Genomic DNA, 24600 nt, shown 5'->3' on the forward strand with positions numbered 1-24600 from the left:
CGGCAGTCTTCGTTTTTCCGTGGCGGGACGGCCTGTCAAGAGTGGCCGAAGGCCATCGCGCAGCGACGCGACGAAGGAGCGCTCTTGACAGGCCGTCCCGCCACGGAAGGACGATGAGACTGACGGGAAACCCCCATCCCCTCCCTGATGCGGGGGGAGCGGATCCCGCCCGACTGGGTTTCGGGGAGCTGGCCCTCTCCGCTCGCCCGGTTCCGCCGACCCCCGACCCCGGCCCGCCTCGGCACTCGGCCCGCCACAGACCCCGGGGCGGCGGGTGGGCAGCCACCGACCGGCCCCCGACGCCTCGAGGGGGAGATGGCGGGCCCCAGCACAAACGCCAAAGCCGGACACCCCATGGTGTCCGGCCCCGGCTGACGCGGCAGCGCGTGCGCTGCGCCCCGCTACTTCTCCGTCACGCCCGCCGAGTCGAACGTGGCGACCTCGTGCATCGCGCGGGCCGCGCTCTGGACCAGGGGCAGGGCCAGGAGGGCGCCCGTGCCCTCGCCGAGGCGGAGGTCGAGGTCGACCAGGGGGCGCAGGCCGAGCTTGTTCAGGGCGGCCACGTGGCCCGGTTCGGCGCTGCGGTGGCCCGCGATGCACGCCGACAGGGACTCGGGGGCGATGGCGCGGGCCACCAGGGCGGCCGCGCCGGCGCTGACGCCGTCCAGGATGACCGGCGTGCGCAGGGAGGCGCCGCCGAGGATGAGGCCGACGATCGCCGCGTGCTCCAGGCCGCCGATGGCCGCCAGGACGCCGATCGGGTCCGCCGGGTCGGGCTGGTGGAGTTCCAGGGCGCGCCGTACGACATCGACCTTGCGGGCGTGGGTCTCGTCGTTGATGCCGGTCCCCCGGCCCGTGACCTCGGACGGGTCGACGCCCGTGAAGACGGAGATCAGGGCCGCGGACACGGTGGTGTTCGCGATGCCCATCTCGCCCGTCAGGAGGGCCTTGTTGCCCGCCGCGACGAGGTCGCGGGCGGTCTCGATGCCGACCTCGATGGCGGCGATCGCGTCCTCGCGGCTCATAGCGGGGCCGGCGGAGAGGTCGTCGGTGCCCGGGCGGACCTTGCGGGGCAGCAGGCCCGGGGTGGCGGGCAGGTCGCCCTTGACGCCGACGTCGACGACGCAGACCTCGGCGCCGACCTGGTTGGCGAAGGCGTTGCAGACGGCGCCGCCGCCCAGGAAGTTGGCCACCATCTGGGTGGTGACCTCCTGCGGCCACGGGGTCACGCCCTGGGCGTGCACGCCGTGGTCACCGGCGAAGATCGCGACGGCCGCGGGCTCCGGGATCGGCGGCGGGCAGACCCGGGAGAGGCCGGCGAGCTGCGCGGAGATGATCTCCAGCATGCCGAGGGCGCCCGCGGGCTTCGTCATGCGCTTCTGCCGCTCCCAGGCCTCGCCGAGCGCCTTCGCGTCGAGGGGGCGGATGCCGGCGACGGTCTCGGAGAGCAGGTCGTGCGGGGCCTCGCCGGGCAGCGCGCGGCGCCCGTACGTCTCCTCGTGCACGACCCAGGCCAGCGGGCGGCGCTGGGACCAGCCCGCCTGCATCAGCTCCGGCTCCTCCGGGAACTCGTCGACGTAGCCGACGCACAGGTACGCGACGACCTCGAGGTGCTCGGGCAGGCCGAGCTCGCGGACCATTTCGCGCTCGTCGAAGAAGCTGACCCAGCCGACGCCGAGGCCTTCGGCGCGCGCGGCGAGCCACAGGTTCTCGACGGCCAGGGCCGAGGAGTACGGGGCCATCTGCGGCTGGGTGTGCCGGCCGAGGGTGTGGCGGCCGCCGCGGGTGGGGTCGGCGGTGACGACGATGTTGACCGGGGTGTCGAGGATGGCCTCGATCTTGAGTTCCTTGAACTGCTTCGCCCGGCCCTTGGGCAGCGACTTCGCGTAGGCCTCGCGCTGGCGCTGGGCGAGCTCGTGCATCGTCCGGCGGGTCTCGGCGGAGCGGATGACGACGAAGTCCCACGGCTGGGAGTGGCCCACGCTGGGCGCGTGGTGCGCGGCCTCCAGGACGCGCAGGAGCACCTCGTGGGGGATCGGGTCGGTGCGGAAGCCGTTGCGGATGTCGCGGCGCTCGCGCATGACGCGCAGGACGGCCTCGCGCTCGGCGTCGGCGTATCCCGGCGCGGCCTCGCCCGCGGAGGGCACGGGGACCTCGTCGGCGGGGGCGTCCTCGGGCGCGGCGGCCGGGACCGCCTCGGGGGCGTCGTCGGCCTGGGCGGCCACGGCTTCCTCGGGGGCGGCGGCCTGCTCCTCGGTGGGCGCGGCGGCCGCGGCGACGGGCTCCGGGGCGGCGTCGGCAGGCTGGGCCACCGCTTCCGCGGGCTGGGGCTCGGGCTGGGGCTGCGCCACCGGCTCGGCGGGCGCCTGTTCGGCCTGTACGGCGACCGGCTCGGCGGGCGCGGCCGGGGCCTCCACGGCCTCCGGGGCGGCGGCCGGAGCCACGGCCTCCGCCGTGGCCGGGTCGACGGCCTCGGGCGCGGGGGCCGCGGCGGACTGCTGCTCGGGCTGCGGCGCCTCGGGGATAACAGGCGCCTCGGCCGAAACAGGGGCCTCGGGGGCTACGGCGACGGGGGCCTCCGGGGCCGCGGCGGCCTCGGCCGCGGGCACGGCGGCCTCGGCGACGGGGGCGGCCATGGCGACGCCCGCGGCCACCGGAGCGGCCTCAGGCACGACGGCGCCCTCCGGCGCGGGCACGCCCTCGGGGCCGGGAACGGGCTGCGGCTGCTGCTCCCCCGCGGCGGCCTGGGCGGGCACGCCCTCGGCGGCGGCCACGGCAACGGCCTCGGCAGGCGCGGGCACGGCGGCCTCGCCGCCGGCCACGGCCTCGGCGGCGGGCACGGCAGCACCCTCGGCCACCGGCACGGCAGCCACCGGCACGGCCACGGCCTCAGCGGGCGCCACGGCCACGGCGACGGCCTCAGCGGCAGGCACGGCCACGGCGTCAGGGCCGGGGGCAGGCACGGCAACGGCCTCAGGGCCAGGGGCAGGCACGGCGACGGCAATGGCGTCAGGGCCGGGCGCAGGCACGCCTCCGGCCACGGCCACGGCCTCGGCGGGCACCCCGACCCCCGGCTGGGGCTCCGGCTGCGCGCCCCACGGCGCGCCGGCCTGCGGCGGGATCTCGCCGAGCTGCTGCGGTGCGCCCGCCGCGGCGGCAGCGTCGGGCCGCGGCACGTCCAGGTATTCCGGGCCGGTGGTCGGCGGTCCGGGATGCCGCACCGGCATCGGCGTCGGCGTCGGCGTCGGCGTCGGCGCGACGGGGCCGCCCGCCACGGCCGCGGCGGGCGGGACCGGCGCGGCCGGGCCGCGGTCGGCGAGGGAGCGGACGACGCCGCCGGTGGCATCGGGCACGGGCGGGCCCATGTGCAGCGGACGGCGGCCGGCCGCCACCGGGGCGATCGGCGAGGCGGGGGGCACGGCGCCGGCCGGCGGCGGGGCGAGGAGCCCGCCGAGGTCGAGGGCACCGGAGTCGCGGCCGCCGGCCTCGTGGGCGCCCGCGGCGTACGGGGCCTCGGCGGCGGCCGGGTCGGGGAAGCCGGGGGCGTCGGCGGGAGCGGGGTAGGCGGGCTCGGCGTACGCGGCCTGCGCCTCGGGGTATTCGGCGTACGGGGCGTCGCCGTAGGAGGTCTCGACGGGGAAGACGGGTGCGGGCGGCACGACCTGCGGGTCGCTCCACGAGCCCTGCCCGTGGCCGCTCGGCATCAGCAGCAGTTCCTCGTCCTCCGCCTCGGCCGGGTTGTCCACGAGGTCCTGGAAGGCGTAGCCCCCCGGGGCGGGAGCGGGGACGGCGCCCGGCTGCGGGGCCGCAGCGGGAATGCCCTGCTGATCCACCATGCCCGCGTTGTCCGGGAGTCCCTCGCCCGGTACCTGGCCGGCGTCAGTCATGCGTACCCCTCGCCCATCGTGTTGCCTCTTCGTTCGCCCGGCGCCCACATGACCAACGAGCGGGGTTGCCGTGCGACGCGTTGTCTCGCGTACGTCCTGTGCGACAACCAGTAAGCATTGTCGCGCCCGTTCGCCACCATGGCGGCCGAAACCGCCACGGTCTGCTGTGGACTGCGCCACGTCGCGTGTCTTCCTGTGCCGTCACCCCGGGGCATACCAGGGCAGTACGACGATCGGCCAGCCTACCCCGGCCCGTGGCCTAGCGGTTCACCGGGCGTTCGGCTGCCAGGAGGAACACGACGGTACGGTCCTGTTCGTCCCAGGTGCGCGGGTCGAGGCCGACGGACTGGAGCAGGGCGCATTCGACGGTGTAGCCGCCGCCGGCGAGGGCGCGGCCGATCGCCTCGGCCTCGTCGCGCGTGGAGGCGTGGCTGACGATCCGTTCGGGGCGGCGCTCGGCGACGGCGGCGACGACCTCGGCGCCCCCTCCACCGACGCGGACGACGTCCGGCTCGGGGAGGTCCTCCAGGACGTGGGGGGCGCGCCCGGTGACGACCTGGAGCTGTACGCCGCGCCGGCGGGCGGCGGCGGTGGCGCGTTCGCAGGCGCGGGGGTCGGCGTCGACGGCGATGACGGCGGCGCCGAAGGCGGCGGCCTCGACGGCGAGGGCGCCGGTGCCGGTGCCGATGTCCCAGACGAGGTCGCCGGTGCGCGGGCCGAGGCGGGCGAGCTGGGCGGCGCGCAGCGGGGCGGACTCGCCCTCGCCGGCGTCGGGGTGCGGGCGGGCCCAGCCGCGTTCGGCGGTGCGGGCGGGGTGGTGGCCGAGGAGCCAGGCGGGGTCGGCGGCGTGGGGCTGCCCAGCGTGCGCCCCGTATGCGCCGTGTGCGCCGTGGCCGCCGTAGGTGCCCTGCCCGCCGTACGCGCCCTGCGCGCCGGCGGCGCCGGGCGCGGCCGGTCCGGGGTGTGCTGCGGTTCCGCCGATGACGATGACGACGTTGGGGTCGCGCCAGCTGTGGTCGGCGGCCCGGTCGGAGGTGACCACGGTCACCTGCTCGCGGGCGGTGCCGAGTTCCTCGCAGATGACGAAGGTGCGGTGGACGGGCCCGAGCAGCAGGGCGAGTTCGGCGGGGCCGGCGCCGGGCGAGGTGAGGACGGCGACCTTGCCGTGGGCGCGGCAGACGTTGACGGCGCGGCGCAGGGTGCGGGGGTGGGCGACGACGACCTGGGCGTCGTCCCAGGGCATGCCGGCGCGGGCGAAGGCGGCGGCGACGGCGGAGACGGCGGGGACGACTTCGACCTCGAGGCCGTGCTCGGGGGCGCGCAGGGTGCGTACGGCGCCGAAGAAGCCGGGGTCGCCGTCGGCGAAGACGACGGCGGTGCCGCGGTGGCCGGCGATGCGGCGGGCGGCGAGGCCGAGGCTGCCGAGGCGGATGCGTTCGGCGGCGGGCGGGACCTCGGGGAGGGCCAGGTGGTGGGCGGCGCCGGCGACGAGGGTGGCGGCCGAGAGCGCGGACCGGGCGGCCGCGGTCAGGGGGGAGCCGTCCCAGCCGATCACCGTGACCCGGTCGGCCATCGTCGTCAGTCTCCTGGGGTGGGGGGCGGGCGCGGTGCGTGGTGGGGCGGGCGCAGTTCGCGGGGGGCGCAGTTCGTGGGGCGCGCGGGGGCCCGGGCTGCTCGGTGAGACTACCCGCTCCCCGGCCGCCGGGTCAGTTCCAGTCGGCGCCGACGCGGTGGCCGCCGGCGTCTGCCTGCCGGGCGACGGCGTATCCGTAGCCGTCCTGCATGCCGTATTCGTCGAGTTCGTCCAGGTCGTCGAGGTCCTCGGGCAGGAGGCTCCAGACGATGAGGTCGGTGCGGGTGTCGCTCCAGGTGCCGTCGGCGTTCTGGGTGCGCACTATCCATGCGTTGCGCAGGACGCCCTCGCTGATGCAGCCGATCTTCTGGGCGACCTGCTGGGAGGCGGTGTTGTCGGCGGCGGTGCGCAGTTCGAGGCGTTCGAAGCCCTGGTCGCGGAAGAGCCACTGGGCGACGGCGAGGACGGACTCGCTGGCGTAGCCCTCGCCGCGGGCCCAGGGGGCGGTGACGTAGCCGACCTCGGTGCTGCGGGTGCGCCAGTTGGTGTTCTGCAGGTGCACGATGCCGACGAGGCGCTGGGTGAGGAACTCGGCGACGGCGAAGACGATGCCGCGGCCCTCGGTGCGTTCGGCGTGGGAGTGGCGGGTGGCCCAGCCGTGGGCGTCGGCGTGGGTGTAGGGGTGCGGTACGGAGGTCCAGGCGGTGATGTGCTCGTCGTTCATCATCTCGGCGAGCGCGGTGACGTCCTCCACGTCGAAGGGGCGCAGCACCAGCCGGTCCGTGCTGATGGTGACGTCCGGGAAGGTGGTAGTCATGCGCAGCTCCATGCCTGAGAGGTGGGGCGACCGTGGTGCGGGACCGGGTGGGCGGGGGCGCCGTCGTGCGGGCCGTCCAGCCACAGCATGCAGCATCGCCCGGCGGATGTGCATGGCCGCCCCTGCCCGGAAGCGGGCAGGCCGCGGCCCCGCCCGCCCGGGAGGGCGTGCGGGGCCGGGTGTCCGGTTGTCCGGGCCGGGTGCCGGGGTGCGCGGGCCGGGTGCCGGGGTGGCGCCGGGGCGCGCGGGGCGCGGCGGGTCAGGACTTCGGGGCGCCGAAGGCGGGGATGACCGAGCCCTGGTACTTCTCCTCGATGAACTTCTTGACCTCGTCGGAGTTGAGGAGCTTGGCGAGCTTCTCGACGCGCGGGTCCTTCTCGTTGCCGGCCTTGACCGCGAGGAAGTTGGCGTACGGGTTGTTCTCGGCCTTCTCCAGGGCGAGGGAATCCTTGGCCGGGTTGAGCTTGGCCTCCAGGGCGTAGTTGCCGTTGATGACGGCGGCGTCGACGTCGTTGAGGGCGCGCGGGACGGTGGCGGCCTCCAGCTCCTTGAACTCCAGGCCCTTCTTGTCGGCGATATCGGACAGCTTGGCGCTGGTGCCGACGCCTTCCTTGAGGGTGATCAGGTTGTTCGCGGCGAGGAGCTGGAGGGCGCGGCCCTCGTTGGTGGTGTCGTTGGGGACGGCGATGGTCTGGCCGGCCTTGATGTCGGTGAGGGCCTTGACCTTCTTGGAGTAGAGGCCGAGGGGCTCCAGGTGCACGTTCACGACGGGCACGATGTGGGTGCCGTTCTTCTTGTTGAAGTCGTCGAGGTACGGCTTGTGCTGGAAGAAGTTGGCGCCGACCTGGCCCTGCTCGGTGGCGGTGTTGGGCAGGACGTAGTCGGTGAACTCCTTGACCTCCAGCTTGAGGCCTTCCTTGGCCGCGAGCTTGTCCTTGACGAAGTTCAGGATGTCGGCGTGCGGGCTCGGGGAGGCCGCGACGACGAGGGGCTTGCTCTCGTCGGCCTGGGCGCCGCCGGCCTGGCCCGAGGACGGGTCGGAGGAGCTGCCGCAGGCGGTGAGGCCGAGGGCGAGCGCGGCGGTGGCGGCGGCGAAGGCGGTGAGCTTGATGTTCTTACGCACGAAGAGTGCCTTTCATTGCGGTGCAAGTGCGCAGATCGTGCGCGGTTCTTGCGGGTGGAGGCCCAAGCACGACAAGTGCGGGCTTTGTGGGGGTGGGGTGGTCTTGTGAGGGGTGACCCTGTGGGCGCAGGGGTGGGTGTCCCGGCCGCCGGTCAGGCGGTGCGGCCCCGGCGGGCGAGGAGGCGTACGACGCCGTCGCCGATGAGCTGGATCACCGTGACGATGGCGATCAGGATCACGACGGTGGCGAGCATGAAGCCGGTCTCGAAGCGCTGGAAGCCGTAGGTGACGGCCTTGGAGCCGAGGCCTTCGCCGCCGACGGCGCCGGCCATGGCGGAGTAGCCGACGAGGGTGATCAGGGTCGTGGTGACGCCGGCGACCAGCGAGGGCAGGGCCTGGGGCAGGAGCACCTTGCCGACGATGGTCGGGATGCCGCCGCCCATGGACTCGACGGCCTCGACCAGTCCGTGGTCCACCTCGCGGACGGCCGTCTCGACGAGGCGGGCGAAGAACGGGATGGCGCCGATGGCGAGCGGGACGATCATGGCGGTGGGGCCGATGAAGGTGCCGACGACGGCGGTGGTGACCGGGATCAGGGCGATCAGCAGGATGATGAACGGCAGCGAGCGGCCGATGTTCACGATCACGCCGAGGACCTTGTTGAGCGGCCGGTTCTGCAGGAGGCCGCCCTTGTCGGTGAGGACGAGGAGGATGCCGACGGGCAGTCCGCCGAGGACGGTCACCAGCGTGGACCACAGCACCATGTAGAGGGTGTCGTACGTGCCCTGGCCGAGCAGGGGCTGCATCTCCGACCAGGTCACTGGGCACCGTCCTTGACGAGCTGGGCGAGTTCGGCGTCGACGTCGTCGGCGACGACCTCGACCTGGAGGCCCTGCTCGCGCAGGAAGCCGACGGGGACGACGTTGTCCTCGTACCGTCCGGGCAGTTCGATGCGCATGCGGCCGATCTGGCGGCCGGCGACGGTGTCCATCGCGGCGCCGAGGATCGAGATGTCGATGTTGTACGTGCGCGACAGCTGGGAGATGACCGGCTGGGTGGCGGCCTCGCCGTGGAAGGTGACGTCGACGACGGTGCGGTCGGGTCCGGTGGCGGTTCCGCTCACGGGGAAGAGCTCCTCGGCGAGTTCTGATCCAGGGGTGGCGAGCAGTTCGGAGACGGTGCCCGACTCGACGATCCGGCCCTGCTTCATGAGGGCGGCGGAGTCGCAGATGGTCTTGACGACGTCCATCTCGTGCGTGATGAGCAGGACGGTCAGGCCGAGCTGGCGGTTGAGGTCGCGCAGCAGCTGCAGGATCGAGCGGGTGGTCTCGGGGTCCAGGGCGCTGGTGGCCTCGTCGGAGAGGAGCACCTTGGGGTCGCCGGCCAGGGCGCGGGCGATGCCGACGCGCTGCTTCTGGCCGCCGGAGAGCTGGCCGGGGTAGGCCTTGGCCTTGTCGGAGAGGCCGACGAGGTCGAGGAGTTCGAGGGCCTTGCGGGAGCGCTCGCGGCCGGAGACGCCGAGGATCTCCAGGGGGAGCTCGATGTTGGCCTGGACGGTGCGCGAGGACAGCAGGTTGAAGTGCTGGAAGACCATGCCGATGCGGCTGCGGGCCTCGCGCAGCTCCTTGCCGGCGCGGCGGCCGCGGCCGGCGAGGGCGGTGAGGTCGACGCCGTCGACGGTCACGGTGCCGGAGGTGGGGCGTTCCAGCAGGTTCACGCAGCGGATGAGGGAGGACTTGCCGGCGCCGCTCTGGCCGATGACGCCGTAGACCTCGCCCTCGCGGACGTGGAGGTCGACGCCGTCCAGGGCTGTGACGTCGCGGCCACGGGACTGGTAGACCTTCGTGAGGCCCGATGTGGTGATCACAGGAATTCCGTCGCTGTCGAGTGCGCGGCGTTGCGGTGCGCCGGGCACGGGGCAAACATCTGGGGACGCGATACGGGTCGAACCGGACGTTGTCGGCGGTTTTCACGCATGCGCGGGGCAGGAGCGGTCCGGTCCGTGCTGGTGTTTCAGCGGCGGGGCGGACGGGCTCGGCCGGTCTCGCTTCGGGGCGCGGGACGGGAGGAAAGGGGCCCTCAGAAGGCGCACATTCGACACATACAACGAGCACCGGGCGTCATCGTCGCCTCGGTCGCAAGGGTGCGGCTGCTCGTCGTGGTCATGGGCCCCAGTAAAGCAGACATATCCCTTCAGCGATCAAAACTGTCCGGATAGCGGACAGAACCTGATCGCATTTCGGACGGGACCGGTCAGCCCCGCCTCTCTGTCCCGCGAGCCGGGCAGGGCGCTGAGCTGCACGGACAGTGCCCGCAGCGCCCGTACGAGAGGCCCACGCCCAGCGGTGCACCGCACCACCGGGCGGCCCGCGCTGTGGTCAAGACCACTGCCGCCGCGGCGGAGACGCCGACCGCGCGGGGCCGCCCCCTGGGGCCGCCGGGGCCCAGGGGCGGGCGCACCCGGCCGACGGGCCCGTACTACGCTCCCTGCATGCTCGACGCCCTGACGGCGGCCATCGGTGTGGCCGCACTCGCCCTCGCCGCCTGGTGCGGTTTCGCCTCGCTGCGGAACCAGCCCACCAAGGACTGGCACTTCATCGGCATGGGTGTCGTGACCCTGCTGGTCCTGGCCCAGCTCGCGATCGGCCTGGTCCACCTGGCCCAGGGCAAGCGGCCCGACGAGGGCTCGGTGATCTTCGTTGCCTACCTGGTCGGCGCCTTCGCGGCGGTCCCGGCCGCCGGGCTGCTCTCGCTGACGGAGCGGACCAAGTGGGGTTCGGTGACGGTGGCCGCCGGCGCGGTCGTCCTCGCCGTCCTGGAAGTACGGCTCTACGACATCTGGGGGACCCCCGGTGCCTGACACCGACAAGACCGCCGAGCCGACTCCCGGCTCCGCCGCCGAGCCGGCCGCTCCCGCCGGCTCCGCCGCACCGGCCCCGCGCAAGCGGCTGGTCTCCGGACCCGGGCTGCTGCTGGTCTGGGTGTACGGGGTGATCACCGTCGGCGCGGTGTCGCGCTCGGTCTACCAGATCTCCACCGAGTTCGACCGGGCCCCGCTGCCGTACACGCTGACCGGCCTGGCCGCGCTGGTGTACTGCTTCATCACGTACTCCCTGGTGCGCGGCGGGGAGACGGCCCGCCGGGCGGCGCGGGTGTGCTGCGCCGCCGAGCTGGCCGGCGTACTCATCGTGGGCACCTGGACGCTGGTGCGCCCCGAGTCCTTCCCCGACAGCACCGTGTGGTCCCAGTTCGGCATGGGCTACCTGTTCATCCCGGTGATCCTGCCGGTCACCGGGATGCTCTGGCTGCGCCGCAACCGGCACTGACCGCGCGTCAGGCGCTGACCGCGGATCAGGCGCCGGCCCTGTGTCAGGCGCTGACCGCGAAGTCGGCGGCGCCCGCCTCCTTCTCCAGGATCACCAGCTTCACGCCGTCGTCGGCCGTGCGGCCGCCGACCTGTACGTAGCCGGCCTTGCGGTACAGGCGCAGGTTGGACTCGCTCTTGTGGCCGGTGTGCAGGCGGAAGCGGGTGGGCTCGCCGTGGCCCTTCAGGGCCTTCTCCGCAGCGCTCAGCAGCCGGGCGCCGAGGCCGTGCCCCTGGAGCCGCGGGTGCACGCAGAGTTTGGCGATGCTGCCGACGCCCTCCTCGTCGACGCGGCCGCGCACGGTGCCGACCACCTCGTCGCCGAGGCGGGCCACGAGCACGGTGTCCGAGGCGAGCTCGGCCCTGAGGGAGTCGAGTGTCTGGGTGAGCGGCTCGATGCGGTAGTTGCCGTACAGCTCGGCCTCGCGCTGGAACGCCAGGTACTGGAGTTTGAGGATCTGTTCGGTGTCCTCGGCGCCCGCCGCCGAAATGGTCACGCTCATGCCCATGTGCGCATGCCTCCCGCTCACCTGGTAGCCCATTGGTCTACCGCTCCCTTCCCCGCGGGCGGGGAGCCGCAACCTCCGACGCGAGCATTCTGCGCAGACATCCCAGGCAACGGGAACGGACGGGTCCCAAACTTCCTTGTGAGATACCCAACTCTCCTGCGATTTCACGGTAAGTCAGGTCTCTGGGCGACAGAAGTGCCCGGATGAGCTCCGGACAGCGTCCGGGCAATCGGGCGACCGCCGATCGGAGGGCCCGGGTGTCCTCGCCGTGCAGCAGGGCCTCTTCGGGTGCGGCTCCGGCGTTCCCGGGCCGGCAGCCGTAGGGGATCTCCCGGCGGGCGCGGCGCCGGGCGACACGCGCCTCGGCGCGCACGGCCCGGCGCAGCCAGCGGGCCGGCTCGGCGGGGGCCGGGGCGGGGCCGCGCTCCAGCAGCCTGACCCAGACGGCTTGTTCCAGGTCGGCGGCTTCCACACCGGCGCCCGGGGCCTCCGCGGCCGCCTCGGCGGAGAGCAGCGGGCCCAGTTGGTTCAGGAGGTCGGAGTCCTTCAGCAGGTCCATGCCGGGCGGGACGCGCGAGCTGCGCCCGGCGGTTTCCCCGCCCGACGCAGCCCACCCGAACGGGATATTCCGCTTTGCGGCCGTCCCGTCGATGCCCTGGGGGGTCTACCGGCCGCGCCCCGGGCGGAAGTCCTCCGCCGCGAGCAGGCCGGTGTCCGGGTTGTCCGTGAAGATGCCGTCGATGCCCTGCTCGAAGTACTTGCGGAAGGCCCCGAAGGCATCTCCGTACGCCGCCGGGTCGGCGCCCTTGCGGTACTCGGCCGGCAGGAAGCTGTTCTCGTTGCGCGCGGTGTAGGGGTGCAGCACCAGGCCCTGCGCGTGCGCGTCCTTGACCAGGGTGGTCGGGGCGCCGAGCCGGTCCGCCGCATCGCGCGGCAGGATCAGGTCCATGGTCGGGCCGATGCCCTGGGCGAAGCCGGCGATCCACTTCAGCCCCTCGGGCGTGACCAGGTCCGCGACCGTACGCCGGTCCCCCGCCGCCTCGAAGTCCCAGGGCCGGGTGTTCGCGGCCCCGAGCAGGACCACGCGGGGCGCCGCGACCAGCCGGCCCAGGCGCTGGATGCTGGACGGCTCGAAGGACTGCAGGAACACCGGGGCGGTGCGCCCGTCGCGGCCGTACCGGCGCAACAGCCGGGCGAGGGGCTCCTCCAGGCCGAGCCCGAGGCCCCGGAAGTAGGTGGGGTGCTTGGTCTCCACGTGCAGCCAGATGCGCCTGCCGCGGCGCTTGCCCTCCTGCTCGGCCCAGCGCAGCACCTCCTCGAAGGTGGGCACGTCCCAGCGGCCGTCGTACAGGGTGCCGCGCTGGCGCACGGCGGGGATGCGTTCCTTCGCCCGCAGGGTCTTCAGCTCGGCGAGGGTGAAGTCCTCGGTGAACCAGCCGGTGACCGCGACCCCGTCGACCGTCTTGGTCGTACGCCGGGAGGCGAACTCGCGGCGGTCGGCGACGTCGGTGGTGCCGCCGATCTCGTTCTCGTGACGGCACACCAGATGGCCGTCCCGCGTCGGGACCAGGTCCTGCTCGACGACGTCGGCACCCAGGTCGAGGGCGAGGGCGTACGAGCCCAGGGTGTGCTCGGGCCGGTACCCGCAGGCGCCGCGGTGGCCGATGACCAGCGGCACCGGGAGGTCCTTGTAGCCGCCACCGTGGCGCGACCGCTCCGTGTCCGACGACTGCCCCGGCTGTCCCGGCTGTCCCGGCGCCTGCGGCTCCCCGGCCTCCGCCGCGGCCGCGGGTCCCGCGGAGAGTCCCGCCACGCCGGCCCCCGCCGCCAGGACGGCGGCCCCCAGGACCGTACGCCGCGCTGCCCCACCCTGCGTCATCTGTGCCACTCCTTGGTGTGAGAGGAGAGCCGATCGTAGGCAGGGGATGGTGACGGACAGGGGGGAACGGGTCAAACATGGCTCAAACGTGCGTCAACACTGCGTTTCCACCGGGTGAACCCGATGTGCGATCAGAGCTGACCCGCGAGTATCGTCCTCACCTGCACGGCCGCCGCGTCGTGCGTTGCCGCTTTATGGATGCCGGAGGGCTCACGTTGTTCCGTACCGCGCTCATCAAGGCCACTGTCGGACCGGTCATGCGCATGATGTTCCGTACCCGGGTGGAGGGCATCGAGAACATCCCGGGATCCGGTCCGGTGATCCTGGCGGGCAACCACCTCACCTTCATCGACTCGATGATCCTGCCGCTGGTGTGCGACCGCACGGTCCACTTCATCGGCAAGGACGAGTACGTGACGGGCAAGGGCATCAAGGGCCGCGCCATGGCCTGGTTCTTCACCGGGTCCGGCATGATCCCGGTCGACCGGGACGGCGCCAACGGCGGCGTCGCGGCCCTCATGACCGGCCGCCGGATCCTGGAGGAGGGCAAGATCTTCGGGATCTACCCGGAGGGCACCCGCTCCCCCGACGGCCGCCTCTACCGCGGCCGCACCGGCATCGCCCGCCTCACCCTGATGACCGGCGCCCCGGTCGTCCCGTTCGCGGTGATCGGCACCGACAAGCTCCAGCCCGGCGGCAAGGGCATGCCCCGCCCGGGCCGGGTCACCATCCGCTTCGGCGAGGCGATGGAGTTCTCCCGCTACGACGGCATGGACCGCGACCGGTACGTGCTGCGCGCGGTCACCGACTCGGTGATGGCCGAGGTCATGCGGCTGTCGGGCCAGGAGTACGTGGACATGTACGCCACCAAGGCGAAGGCCGCCTGACCCTCCCCGGCACTCCCCTACTGGCGCCGAAGTGACCGGCTGACGCCCGCCGCGGTCGTCGTGGCGAGGATCCAGCCGGTCACGATCAGCAGGTACGACAGCCACTGGTACCAGCCGGCCGGCGCGAAGGCCTCCTCCTGCCCGAAGCCGATGATCGGCAGCAGCAGGTCGATCGTGTAGAAGAGCGGGTTGAAGTCGGGGGCCTCCCCCGGCTTCAGCGGCCTGGGGTGGTGGAGGCCGTACGCGACCCACCCCGTCAGCACCAGCAGCAGGAGCCAGCCGGCCGCGCGCAGCGGCCGGAAGCCGTAGCCGACGGTGCCGTCCTGGAGCAGCCCCCACAGCCGGGTGTGCCGGGGCAGGGTGCGCCGGTGCCGGCGGAGCTTGGCGAGCTGGACCGTCCGGGCGCCCGCCTCGTCGCCGACCGTGCGGTAGGCCGCGGCGAGCTGCTCGTAGGCGTACGGGAGGTAGCCGCTCTCCTCGCGTTCCGGCAGCGGCAGCCGCTCCTCGGCGGGCAGGTGCGGGTGCAGCACCCGGTACGTGAGCCCCTCGGCGCGGACCACGGGCGGCCAGACACCGGGTTCGGCGTACAGCATGTCCAGCTGGCTGCGGCGCAGGTTGACGATGCCGTCGATGGGCGGGCACTTGCGGAGCCACAGCTCGCCGATCTGGCAGCTGGAGGCCCGCAGGGCCACCCCGTCGGGGTTGGCCAGCCGGGCGCGGGTCAGCATCAGCTGGCCGGGGATCCGGGCGCCGGTGAGGTTGACCATCCCGTCGGCCTGGAGCCGGTGGCCGCGCAGGTCGGTGCCGACGGAGACGGTCTCGGCGTGCAGGGCGATCCCGCCCGGGTTGATCAGCCTGGCCCGGTCCAGGCTGATCTGGCCGGCGACGGTGGCGCCGTTGATGCGGATCTGGCCGTGGACGGTGAGGTCGTCGGCGATGATGTCGGTGCTTATGTCGGCGTGGTTGAGCTGGAGCGGCGGTTCGTCGGCCTCGTCGGGGAGGCTGCCGGACCGGATCACCGCCCCCTGGAGGAAGAGCCCGCCCGTGATCCGCGCGCCGGCCAGCCGGACGGGGCCGCTGATGGTGCAGCGGGAGAGCCGCAGGACGACGTCCACCCGTACGGTGGCGGCGGTGAGCCCGGGCAGGGTGGAGTCGCCGAGGACGACGGCGCGCATCTGGGCGCCGTACATCATGGGCTTGCGTTCGAACCAGCAGGAGCGCATCCGGACGGGGTGGTCCACGACCGCGTACTTCAGGTCGAGTTTGCCGCTGATCCGGGCGCCGTACAGCTTGAGGCCGGGGACCCGGCCGTGCTCCGTCGGGCCGGCGACCAGCAGGGCCCGCAGCACCTCCGCGCGTACGGTGCGCTCGGGGCCCCAGGAGGCGCCGCCCTCGGAGGGCTCGTCGGGGCTCTCGCGGAAGTCGACGCCCTCACCGCGCGGGAAGGCCTCCCACACCCGGCGTTCGGCGGGGGTCAGGTCTGTGATCTCCATCGCCCGGATGGTGTCCCCCGCCCCGACGGACTGTCAATTCCGTGGGGAGGGCTCTCCCTTGGCGTTGCGTCAGTGCTCCACGCCGTCCTGGAGCCTCTGCCCCTTGAGCAGGAACCAGGCGGCGACGGCCGTGGCCAGCAGGACGACCGCGCTGACGCCGGAGGCGAGGCGCAGTCCGTCCACGAAGGCCTCCTGGGCGGCGCCGACCATGGTGTGGGCGGTCTGCGGGTCCAGAGCCCTGGCGGCCTCGACGGCGCCGCCGAGGGAGTCGTGCGCGGCCTCGGCGACCGGGGCGGGGACCGTGGCGGGGGCGGTGAAGCCCTGGTAGACGCCGGTGACGATGGAGCCGAGGAGGGCGATGCCGAGGGCGGCGCCCAGCTCGTACGCCGTCTCGGAGACGGCCGAGGCGGCGCCGGCCTGCTCCTTGGGCACGCTGGAGAGGATCACGTCGGCGGTGACGGTGAAGGAGAAGCCCGCGCCGAGGCCGACGATCAGCAGGGACACGCCGAGCAGCGGGTAGCCGCTGTCCTGGTGGACCAGGGTGAGCGCGCCGAGCGCCAGGCCGATGGCGCCGAGGCCGCCGGCGACGACCCTGCGGACGGCGAACCGGCGGGCCACGTGACCGGCGACCAGACCGGTGACCACCGCGCCGACGGCGGTGGGCAGTTCGGCGAGACCGGCCTCCAGCGGCTCGCGGCCCTGGACGAGCTGGAGGAACTGCGAGAGGAAGAACAGCAGTCCGGACAGCCCGAAGACGGTCAGCAGGTCGGCGACGACGGCGCCGGAGAACCCGCGGTCCTTGAACAGCCGCATGTCGAGCAGCGGCGCGGGCAGCGTGAACTGGCGGCGCACGAAGGCGTACAGGGCGGCCGCGCCGACGGCGGCGGCGAGCGCCACCTGCGGGGTCGGGCCGTGGGTGGCGGCTTCCTTGACGGCGTAGACGACGCCGATGACGCCGACGAGGGAGAGGCCGACGCTGAGCAGGTCCCAGGGCCCGGCGACCGGGTTCTTGGACTCGGGCAGCAGCTTGACGCCGACGACGACCAGGACGATCATCACGGGGAGGTTGATCAGGAAGACCGAGCCCCAGTAGAAGTGCTGGAGCAGCGCACCGCCGACGACGGGGCCGACGGCTGCACCGGCGGAGGCGGTGGCGCCCCAGATGCCTATGGCGAGGCTGCGCTCGCGCGGGTCGGAGAAGATGTTCCGGATCAGCGCCAGGGTGGACGGCATCAGGGTCGCGCCGGCCACGCCGAGCAGGGCCCGGGCCACGATCATCATCTCGGGGCTGGTGGCGCAGGCCGTGAGGACGGAGACCGCGCCGAAGGCGGTCGCGCCCATCAGGAGCAGCTTCTTGCGCCCTATTCGGTCACCGAGGGAGCCCATGGAGACGAGCAGGCCGGCGATGACGAACGAGTAGATGTCGCCGATCCACAGCAGCTGCGTGCCGGACGGCTTGAGTTCCTCGGAGAGGGACGGGGTGGCGAGGCCGAGGACGGTGGCGTCGACGGCGACGAGGAGGACGGCGAGCACCAGCACGGCGAGCGCGAGCCAGCGCCCGCGGCTGCCGCCGCCACCGGTGACCTCCGCCCCCGTACGGGGCTTCAGCTGCTCGGTCCTGGTCATGTCCTATCACTCCGTCTGGCGCCACCGAGCAACAGCTCGGTGATCATGTATTGGAAGTCCTTGGCGGCGACCCGGCCGTCCGTGACGGCCCAGGCGTAGGTGCCGATGAGGCCGTAGAGGGCCTCGGTGAGCCATGCGGGGCTCAGGTCGATCCGGATGTCGCCCTCGGCCTGGCCGCGTCGGAAGAGCGCGCTGACGCGGGCGTCGAGCCGGGCCCAGCCCTCATTGACCTGCTCGCCCTCGAAGAGCTGGTTCTCGGTGACGAGGAAGGCCAGCAGCTGGGCGTTGGTCTCGCTCTCCGCGACGAGCCGGCGCAGCGCGTCGACCGCGGTGCCCTCGTCGAGGCGGGCGCGGTCGAAGGCCCCTTCGAACTCGCGGATGGCGAGTTCCTCCAGGGCCCGTACGAGGGCGTCGCGCCCGGCGAAGTGCCGGTGGAGGGTGGCGCGCCCGATGCCTGCGGCGCGGGCGACCTCGTCCATCGTGGCGGTCGACTTGCGGGAGAGCAGGGCCGCGGCGTCGCGGAGCACCTGGTCACGATCCATGGCCATGAGACAACGTTACACCAAATGAGACGTACATGTCTCATTTTATTTCGGGTGCCCGTGGGCACCCCTGAGAGGAATGCTGTGTACATGACGCCGAAGCCGCTGCTCCTGATCGACGTGGACGGCCCGCTGAACCCCTACGCGGCCCAGCCCCAGCGCCGCCCCGACGGATACACCACCCACCGCATGCGCCCCACCGGCTGGACCGAGGCCGAGAGCCGCAAGCCGCTGCGCGTGTGGCTGAACCCCGACCACGGGGCGGACCTGCTCGAGCTGGCGGACACCTACGAGCTGGTGTGGGCGACGACCTGGAAGGACGAGGCGAACGACTGGATCGCCCCGCACCTGGGCCTGCCGCGGCTGCCGTACATCGACTGGCCGCAGATGCACGGGCGCGCCCCGCGCGGCACCTTCTGGAAGACGCAGTACATCCTGGAGTACGCGGGCGAGCGGGAGTTCGCGTGGATCGACGACGACATCACCGCCATGGACCGGGAGTACGTCGACCAACGCCACCCGGCGCGGGCGCTGTTGCTGCGCATCGACGAGCAAGTCGGGCTCACGCGCAGCGACTTCGACACGCTGGCGGACTGGGCGGCGTGAGGGGCGCGCAGGGGTGCGGTGAGGGGCGGCGGTTTTGATCACGCTCGTCCCGCCGCCATAGCATGCGCATGCCACCCCTGCGATCTTCCGTCCGACGAAAGCGACCCATGCGCATCCAGCGGATCCTCGCCATGACCGCCGCCCTCACCTGCCTCGCCGTGCTGCCCGCATGCAAGGGAGGCGGCGGCCAGGCGGCACCACCGGGCACACCCGCCTCCACCGCCTCCCCCGCAGCGGCCGAGGGCGCCGCCGGCGACGGCCCGCTCGTCAAGGCGCAGCAGTACATGCGCGAATGGGCGGGCTGCGAGAACCTGAGCTCGAAGGCCGACGACCCGAGGATCCCGAGCGGCGACTTCCCGAAGGTCGGGCAGTGGTCGGTGACGGAGATCGGTGTCTGCAGCACCACGGCCGACAAGAGCGACATCGTCATCGCCGTCCCCAAGGACATGAAGGAGTTCCAGGCGGGCTACAAGCAGTACGTCATGGACAAGATCGCCGGTGGCGACGGGGCGTACGGGCTCTTCAGCAACGTCCTCATCGGCAAGGGCTTCGTCGCCTTCCCCACCCTGCCGAAGACCTCCATGGCCCTGGTGCGCTCCGAGATGCGCGTCCTCGTCTGCAACCCGAGCGGCAGGACACCCGACGGGTACAAGTACGAGAAGCCGCTCGTGGAGGGCTGCGGCCTCACCGACTTCGTCTCCGCCAAGGACGGCAAGGGCAGCCCGAACTTCGAGACCCCACAGGAAGGCCCGGACGGCAAGCCCGGCCAGCCGGCCACCGGCAGCCTCGGGCTTGCGCGCGCGGGCAGCATCGCCGAGCTCCGCACGCTCGTGAACAACAGCCCCCTGGCCTGCAAGGAGCACTTCTCCACCGACCCCGAGGCGGTGGCGATCGAGTCCATCGACTACCAGCCGGTGGTCAAGGGCAACGCACTGGACTGGGGCGTGACCGGGCGGGCGCTGTGTGGCCAGCCGGCGGGTGAGCGGCGCGCCCACGACCTCAGCTGGCTCGACACCGTCGGCGACATGAAGAAGCTCCAGACGAAGGCGAAGGCCGCCCAGCAGGCCGACCTGAAGGACGACGGGAGGCTGAGGGCGACCGCCAGCAAGCTGCTCGTCGGCGAGAACGTCGCCGTGGAGACCAACAACGCCTCGGCCCGGTTCGTCCTGTACCAGCTCCAGTTCCTGTACCTGAACTGCGTGCCCGGCTTCTCGGCCCCCGCCGGGTACCGGCTGGAGAAGGCCCAGGTGGAGGGCTGCGTCCTGACCAACTACGAGCCGGAGCACCCGGTGCGCTGAGCGCGCGTGAGCGGGCGCGGGTGTGGGCCCGGGCGCGGACACGACGGAGGGGCGGGCGGAGCGCAGGGCTCCGGCCGCCCCTCCGGGCATCCCGCGGCGTGCGGACGTGCAGGGCCCGGGCCCGGAGGGCCGACGGGCGTGCGGGCCGCAGGGCCGCGGGGGTACGGGGGCCGCCGTACGGGCCTGTGCCGTACGGCGGCGGTGCCATGGGGCTACTGCTTGTGCGTGGCCCAGGCGTGCTGGATGACCAGGTCCGCCTTCAGCTCGGTGAGCTGGAGCGCCACAGCCGAGGGGGCGGTGCCGCCGCGGCCGCTGCGGGAGGCGAGCGCCCCCGGCACGTTCAGCACGGTCCGGACCTCGGGAGTGAGGTGCTCCGAGATCTTCGCGAACTGCTCGTCGGTGAGCTCGTCGAGCTCGATCCCGAGCGACTCGCACTCCTTCACGCACCCGCCGGCCACCTCGTGCGCCACCCGGAACGGCACGCCCTGCTTGACCAGCCACTCCGCGATGTCCGTCGCGAGCGAGAACCCGGCGGGCGCCAGCTCCTCCATCCGCTCCCGGTTGACCGTGAGGGTGGCCATCATGCCGGTGAAGGCAGGCAGCAGGACCTCCAGGGTGTCGCAGGAGTCGAAGACGGGCTCCTTGTCCTCCTGCAGGTCGCGGTTGTAGGCCAGCGGCAGGGCCTTGAGGGTGGCCAGCAGGCCCGTCAGGTTGCCGATGAGCCGGCCCGACTTGCCGCGCGCCAGCTCGGCGATGTCCGGGTTCTTCTTCTGCGGCATGATCGAAGAGCCGGTGGAGAAGGCGTCGTGGAGGGTGACGAAGGAGAACTCCTTCGTGTTCCAGATGATGATCTCCTCGGCGATCCGGGACAGGTTGATCCCGATCATCGCGGTGATGAACGCGAACTCGGCGACGAAGTCGCGCGAGGCCGTGCCGTCGATCGAGTTGCCGACCGAGCCCCGCTCGAAGCCCAGGTCGGCGGCGACCGCCTCCGGGTCCAGGCCCAGCGAGGAGCCGGCGAGGGCGCCGGAGCCGTACGGGGAGACCGCCGTGCGGGTGTCCCACTGGCGCAGCCGCTCGGCGTCCCGGGACAGTGACTGCACGTGCGCGAGGACGTGGTGCGCGAAGAACACCGGCTGCGCGTGCTGGAGGTGGGTCCGGCCGGGCATCGCCACGTCCGGGTGCGCCTCGGCGAGGCCGACCAGCGCGTCCTGGAGCTCGGCGATCAGGCCGCCGATGATCCGGGCGTGGTCGCGCAGGTACATCCGGAAGAGCGTCGCCACCTGGTCGTTGCGGGACCGGCCGGCGCGCAGCTTTCCGCCCAGCTCGGCGCCGAGCCGCTCCAGCAGGCCGCGCTCCAGGGCGGTGTGCACGTCCTCGTCGGCGATCGTGCCGGTGAACGACCCGTCGGCCACGTCCGCCTCGAGCCGGTCCAGGCCCGCGATCATGCGGTCGAGCTCGTCGGCCGTGAGCAGGCCCGCCTTGTGCAGGACGCGGGCGTGGGCGCGGGATCCGGCGATGTCGTACGGCGCGAGGCGCCAGTCGAAGTGGACCGACGCGGAGAGCTTCGCGAGGGCCTCGGCCGGGCCGTCGGCGAACCGGCCGCCCCAGAGCCGGACGTCACCACCGTTGTTGCTGCTCACAGGTACTGCTCCTCAGAAGGGTGGGTGTACGGCGGCCTCCCCGCCGCGGAGGTAACGGGGAGGCCGTCGGGGTACTGCAGTGCACAACGACTCAGGCGAGGTCGCGCTTCGCGGCGATCTTGGCGGAGAGGGCGAAGATGTCGATGAAGCCCTGGGCCTTGGACTGGTCGAACGTGTCGCCGGTGTCGTAGGTGGCCAGGTTGAAGTCGTAGAGGGACTCCTCGGACTTCCGGCCGGTGACGACGGCGCGGCCGCCGTGCAGGGTCATCCGGATGTCGCCGGTGACGTGCTGGTTGGCCTCGTTGATGAAGCCGTCCAGGGCGCGCTTGAGCGGGGAGAACCACAGGCCGTCGTAGACGAGCTCGCCCCAGCGCTGCTCGACCTGCCGCTTGTACCGGGCCAGCTCGCGCTCGACGGTGACGTTCTCGAGCTCCTGGTGGGCGGTGATCAGCGCGATCGCGCCCGGGGCCTCGTACACCTCGCGGGACTTGATGCCGACGAGGCGGTCCTCGACCATGTCGATCCGGCCGATGCCCTGGGCTCCGGCGCGCTCGTTGAGCTGCTGGATGGCCTGGAGGACGGTGACGGGGCGACCGTCGATGGCGACCGGCACGCCCTCCTTGAAGGAGATGACGACCTCGTCGGCCTCGCGCGGGGTGGCGGGGTTGGAGGTGTACTCGTAGATGTCCTCGATCGGGGCGTTCCAGATGTCCTCGAGGAAGCCCGTCTCGACGGCGCGGCCGAAGACGTTCTGGTCGATGGAGTACGGGGACTTCTTGGTGGTCGCGATCGGGAGGTTCTTCGCCTCGCAGAAGGCGATGGCCTTGTCGCGGGTCATCGCGTAGTCGCGGACCGGGGCGATGCACTTGAGGTCCGGGCCGAGCGCCTGGATGCCGGCCTCGAAGCGGACCTGGTCGTTGCCCTTGCCGGTGCAGCCGTGGGCGACGATGCCGGCGTTGTGCTTCTTGGCGGCGGCAACCAGGTGCTTGACGATCGTCGGGCGGGAGAGGGCCGAGACCAGCGGGTAGCGGTCCATGTAGAGGGCGTTCGCCTTGATCGCCGGGAGGCAGTACTCGTTGGCGAACTCGTCCTTGGCGTCGGCGACCTCGGCCTCGACGGCACCGCAGGCGAGCGCGCGCTTGCGGATGACGTCCAGGTCCTCGCCGCCCTGGCCGACGTCCACGGCAACGGCGATGACCTCGGCGCCCGTCTCCTCGGCGATCCAGCCGATGGCGACGGAGGTGTCCAGGCCGCCCGAGTAGGCGAGTACGACGCGCTCGGTCACGGGTTTCTCCTTACGGTGCATTCAACGACAGGCATAACTATGCACTACTCCGTATGTTTCGTCAATGAGGGCGTGGCAGCGTCCCTGACCAGCGGAAATATCGGCCGGCGGGGGCGGGTCCCACCAGTACGCTCAGGCGCGGGGTACCGGAAGGGTGCCACGGGACGGGTGGGAAGAGCGGGGCGGGACGCACATGGGGGCGGGAGTGCACATGGGGACGGGTCAGTGGGATCGCATGAGGGCGGAGGCGTGGGGACGCAACGCTGCACTGGAGCTGCTCCTCGGCGGGGCGACACCCGTGCGGCCCATACCGCCGTACACGGGGATGCACGCCTGGCTGACCTTCGAGGCGTACGCGCGCAAGGTACGGGGCGCAACGGTCCGAAACCGCGCTGGTGCACCGGTCGAGCTGCGGCTGTGCCATCCGGACGGGCGGGTACGGGAGGCGGCGCTCCTCTCGCTGCGCCCGCGGCTGCCCGGACGGATGGCGGCGCCGACCTCGCTGCCGCTGCCTCTCGTGGTGATCCGCTGCGCCGACTGGGTTCCGGCCGTGCGGGCCAAGGCCCGGCGGCTGCTGGTCGAGTCCGTGGCCGTCGACGCCCGGTACACCGTGTTCACCGCCCTGCCGCTCGTCATCCGGCTGGCCGGGCGGGAGCAGGGCGGCTGGGCGGTGGAGCTGTTCGAAGCCGCCCTGCACCTGCGCGAGCCGCGCCTCGCGCAGTGGTGGCGCGTCGGCCTCCTCACGGGCCGGCCGACACGGCGGGAGGCCGACGAGATGCTGACCTGGCTCCGCCGCTTCGACGACGTGCCGACCCGGCGCTTCGCCGCGCGGATCACCCTGGCCCGCACCCGCGGCGCGATGTCCGTACCGGACATGGCCCGGGAGGCCGCCGCCGAGCACGACGCGGTGACCGCCGGGATGTGGACGGACGCCGTGACGCGGGCCCTGGCTGCGGGGCGGGCCGGGGGGCGGTGGGCCGGGGCGGGGCGGCAGGACGCGGCGCAGCGGGAGGTGACCGAGGTACTGCTCGGCGGCCGCCTCCCCGCGGTGCGCGCCGCCGGGCTGACCGCGCTGCAGGACGCCGGCCGGGCCGAGGAGGTCGTACGGTACCTGGCCGACCGGTCCGCCCAGGTACGGGCCTGCGCCCGCCGGCTCGTCGACCGGGCCGGCGGGGACCCGCGCGAGCACTACCGCCGGCTGGTGACCGACCCGGCGGAGCCGTCCCCGTACGCGGTGTCGGGCCTCGCCGAGTGCGGCGACCCGGCGGACCTCCCGCTGCTGCGGGACCTCCTCGAGCACCCCACCGGCCGGGTGCGCGCCGCAGCCGTGGCAGGGCTGCGGCGGCTGGACCCGGCCCCGGAGGACACCAAGCTGCTCGCCCTGCTGGACGACCCGGCCCCGTCGGTGGCCCGCGAGGCCCGCCGCACCCTGCGGCCGGTGGTGGACCGGCTGGATCCGGCGGCCCTGTCCGCGCTCTGCAGCACGAGCCACCGCCGGCACACCCGCCGGGCGGCATTCCGCCTCCTGCGCATCCAGAACGGCCCCGCGACGCTGCAGACGGCCAGGACCCTGGCCGAGGACGGCGACCCGGGGCTCCGGTGGGCGGCGTCGATGGTGCTGTGGGCGGCGGAAGAGGCGGAGCGGGAGGGGGAGGGAGAGGGGGAGTAGGGCGGGGGCTTGGGCTCGGGCGGGGTCGGAGGACCGGCGGCAGTGACAGGAAGAGCCGGGATCTCCTGCACCAGGATCAGGGAGGTGGCCGGGGGCGGTCCGCCAGTCCAGTGTCAGCACGGGACGGGGCGGGCCCTCAAGGGCGCTCCCTACGGTCGCGTCGCTTCGCGATGGCCTACGGCCACCCTTGACCGCCCACCCCGTCCCGCACCGACAAAGACTGTCGACCCACCCCCTGGGAAAAGGACGCCCAGGGGGACCCAAGACCAATCCCCCGCATCACCGACCCCACCCAGCACACCAGCCCGCCCCAGATCGCTACGCGCTCCCGCCCGACGGCGACTACCGCCCGCCTTGGGCTGATGTGGCGCCCCAGATCGCTACGCGCTCCTGTCCGAC

The 24600-nt window shown here is 73.1% G+C and carries 20 protein-coding genes; 6 read left to right on the forward strand and 14 right to left on the reverse strand.

What is annotated here, in order from left to right; all coding sequences use genetic code 11:
• Positions 1–401 precede the first annotated feature (401 nt).
• From cobT to AB0F11_RS33095, 6 genes are all read right to left on the reverse strand, one after another.
• Entirely contained in the window at positions 402–3887 is a 3486-nt protein-coding gene (gene cobT / locus AB0F11_RS33070; protein ID WP_362181850.1) for a nicotinate-nucleotide--dimethylbenzimidazole phosphoribosyltransferase, read from the reverse strand.
• Positions 3888–4146: 259 nt separating this feature from the next.
• Positions 4147–5460 (reverse strand): precorrin-6y C5,15-methyltransferase (decarboxylating) subunit CbiE, encoded by a 1314-nt coding sequence (gene cbiE / locus AB0F11_RS33075; protein ID WP_362181852.1) that lies wholly within the window; start codon positions 5458–5460, stop codon positions 4147–4149.
• 133 nt (positions 5461–5593) lie between these two features.
• Entirely contained in the window at positions 5594–6277 is a 684-nt protein-coding gene (locus AB0F11_RS33080; protein WP_362181854.1) for a GNAT family N-acetyltransferase, read from the reverse strand.
• A 259-nt stretch (positions 6278–6536) separates the two neighbouring features.
• Complete coding sequence (locus AB0F11_RS33085) at positions 6537–7400, reverse strand: MetQ/NlpA family ABC transporter substrate-binding protein (RefSeq protein WP_362181856.1); 864 nt, start codon at positions 7398–7400, stop codon at positions 6537–6539.
• Positions 7401–7552: 152 nt separating this feature from the next.
• On the reverse strand, positions 7553–8221 hold the full coding sequence (locus tag AB0F11_RS33090) for a methionine ABC transporter permease (RefSeq protein WP_362181858.1): 669 nt from the start codon (positions 8219–8221) through the stop codon (positions 7553–7555).
• Positions 8218–9267: an ATP-binding cassette domain-containing protein gene (locus AB0F11_RS33095; RefSeq protein ID WP_362181861.1), complete on the reverse strand. Its 1050-nt coding sequence runs from the start codon at positions 9265–9267 to the stop codon at positions 8218–8220. The genes AB0F11_RS33090 and AB0F11_RS33095 overlap by 4 nt, the downstream gene beginning before the upstream one ends.
• Before the next feature lie 624 nt (positions 9268–9891).
• On the opposite strand from AB0F11_RS33095, the gene AB0F11_RS33100 reads away from it, so the two are divergent.
• Positions 9892–10260 (forward strand): hypothetical protein, encoded by a 369-nt coding sequence (locus AB0F11_RS33100; protein WP_362181864.1) that lies wholly within the window; start codon positions 9892–9894, stop codon positions 10258–10260.
• Between the two features lie 88 nt (positions 10261–10348).
• Positions 10349–10726 carry a hypothetical protein gene (locus tag AB0F11_RS33105; RefSeq protein ID WP_362181897.1) on the forward strand — a complete coding sequence of 126 codons (378 nt, stop codon included), beginning with the start codon at positions 10349–10351 and terminating at the stop codon, positions 10724–10726.
• Positions 10727–10769: 43 nt separating this feature from the next.
• On the opposite strand, the gene AB0F11_RS33110 is transcribed toward AB0F11_RS33105, so the two are convergent.
• The 3 genes from AB0F11_RS33110 to AB0F11_RS33120 form a co-directional block, all read right to left on the reverse strand.
• Positions 10770–11273, reverse strand: a complete 504-nt coding sequence (locus AB0F11_RS33110; protein WP_361918789.1) for a GNAT family N-acetyltransferase — start codon at positions 11271–11273, stop codon at positions 10770–10772.
• Positions 11274–11310: 37 nt separating this feature from the next.
• On the reverse strand, positions 11311–11832 hold the full coding sequence (locus AB0F11_RS33115) for a sigma-70 family RNA polymerase sigma factor (RefSeq protein ID WP_362181867.1): 522 nt from the start codon (positions 11830–11832) through the stop codon (positions 11311–11313).
• Positions 11833–11937: 105 nt separating this feature from the next.
• On the reverse strand, positions 11938–13152 hold the full coding sequence (locus AB0F11_RS33120; protein ID WP_362181870.1) for a glycerophosphodiester phosphodiesterase: 1215 nt from the start codon (positions 13150–13152) through the stop codon (positions 11938–11940).
• A gap of 194 nt (positions 13153–13346) precedes the next feature.
• On the opposite strand from AB0F11_RS33120, the gene AB0F11_RS33125 reads away from it, so the two are divergent.
• Positions 13347–14039, forward strand: coding sequence for a lysophospholipid acyltransferase family protein (locus AB0F11_RS33125; RefSeq protein WP_362181873.1), 693 nt, complete (start codon positions 13347–13349; stop codon positions 14037–14039).
• Between the two features lie 17 nt (positions 14040–14056).
• Here AB0F11_RS33125 and AB0F11_RS33130 read toward each other — a convergent pair whose 3' ends face one another.
• The 3 genes from AB0F11_RS33130 to AB0F11_RS33140 form a co-directional block, all read right to left on the reverse strand.
• Complete coding sequence (locus AB0F11_RS33130) at positions 14057–15532, reverse strand: membrane-associated oxidoreductase (protein WP_362181876.1); 1476 nt, start codon at positions 15530–15532, stop codon at positions 14057–14059.
• A 69-nt stretch (positions 15533–15601) separates the two neighbouring features.
• Entirely contained in the window at positions 15602–17158 is a 1557-nt protein-coding gene (locus AB0F11_RS33135) for an MFS transporter (protein WP_362181878.1), read from the reverse strand.
• Positions 17155–17706: a helix-turn-helix domain-containing protein gene (locus tag AB0F11_RS33140; protein ID WP_362181880.1), complete on the reverse strand. Its 552-nt coding sequence runs from the start codon at positions 17704–17706 to the stop codon at positions 17155–17157. Before AB0F11_RS33140 ends, AB0F11_RS33135 begins: the two co-directional genes overlap by 4 nt.
• Positions 17707–17790: 84 nt before the next feature.
• On the opposite strand from AB0F11_RS33140, the gene AB0F11_RS33145 reads away from it, so the two are divergent.
• Together AB0F11_RS33145 and AB0F11_RS33150 are read left to right on the forward strand one after the other, a co-directional pair.
• On the forward strand, positions 17791–18306 hold the full coding sequence (locus AB0F11_RS33145) for an HAD domain-containing protein (protein WP_362181882.1): 516 nt from the start codon (positions 17791–17793) through the stop codon (positions 18304–18306).
• A 107-nt stretch (positions 18307–18413) separates the two neighbouring features.
• A complete protein-coding gene (locus AB0F11_RS33150; RefSeq protein WP_362181885.1) occupies positions 18414–19604 on the forward strand; it encodes a hypothetical protein in 1191 nt (396 codons plus the stop codon).
• Positions 19605–19816: 212 nt separating this feature from the next.
• Here AB0F11_RS33150 and argH read toward each other — a convergent pair whose 3' ends face one another.
• Positions 19817–21247, reverse strand: coding sequence for an argininosuccinate lyase (gene argH / locus AB0F11_RS33155; protein WP_362181888.1), 1431 nt, complete (start codon positions 21245–21247; stop codon positions 19817–19819).
• A gap of 91 nt (positions 21248–21338) precedes the next feature.
• Positions 21339–22532, reverse strand: a complete 1194-nt coding sequence (locus AB0F11_RS33160; RefSeq protein WP_362181891.1) for an argininosuccinate synthase — start codon at positions 22530–22532, stop codon at positions 21339–21341.
• Between the two features lie 235 nt (positions 22533–22767).
• Between AB0F11_RS33160 and AB0F11_RS33165 the strand changes: the two genes are divergently transcribed.
• The gene (locus AB0F11_RS33165) at positions 22768–24201 is read left to right on the forward strand and encodes a HEAT repeat domain-containing protein (RefSeq protein ID WP_362181894.1); all 1434 of its coding nucleotides are present in this window, start codon (positions 22768–22770) and stop codon (positions 24199–24201) included.
• Positions 24202–24600 lie beyond the last annotated feature (399 nt).

The sequence above is a fragment of the Streptomyces sp. NPDC032472 genome (assembly GCF_040636955.1).
Taxonomy (GTDB): domain Bacteria; phylum Actinomycetota; class Actinomycetes; order Streptomycetales; family Streptomycetaceae; genus Streptomyces.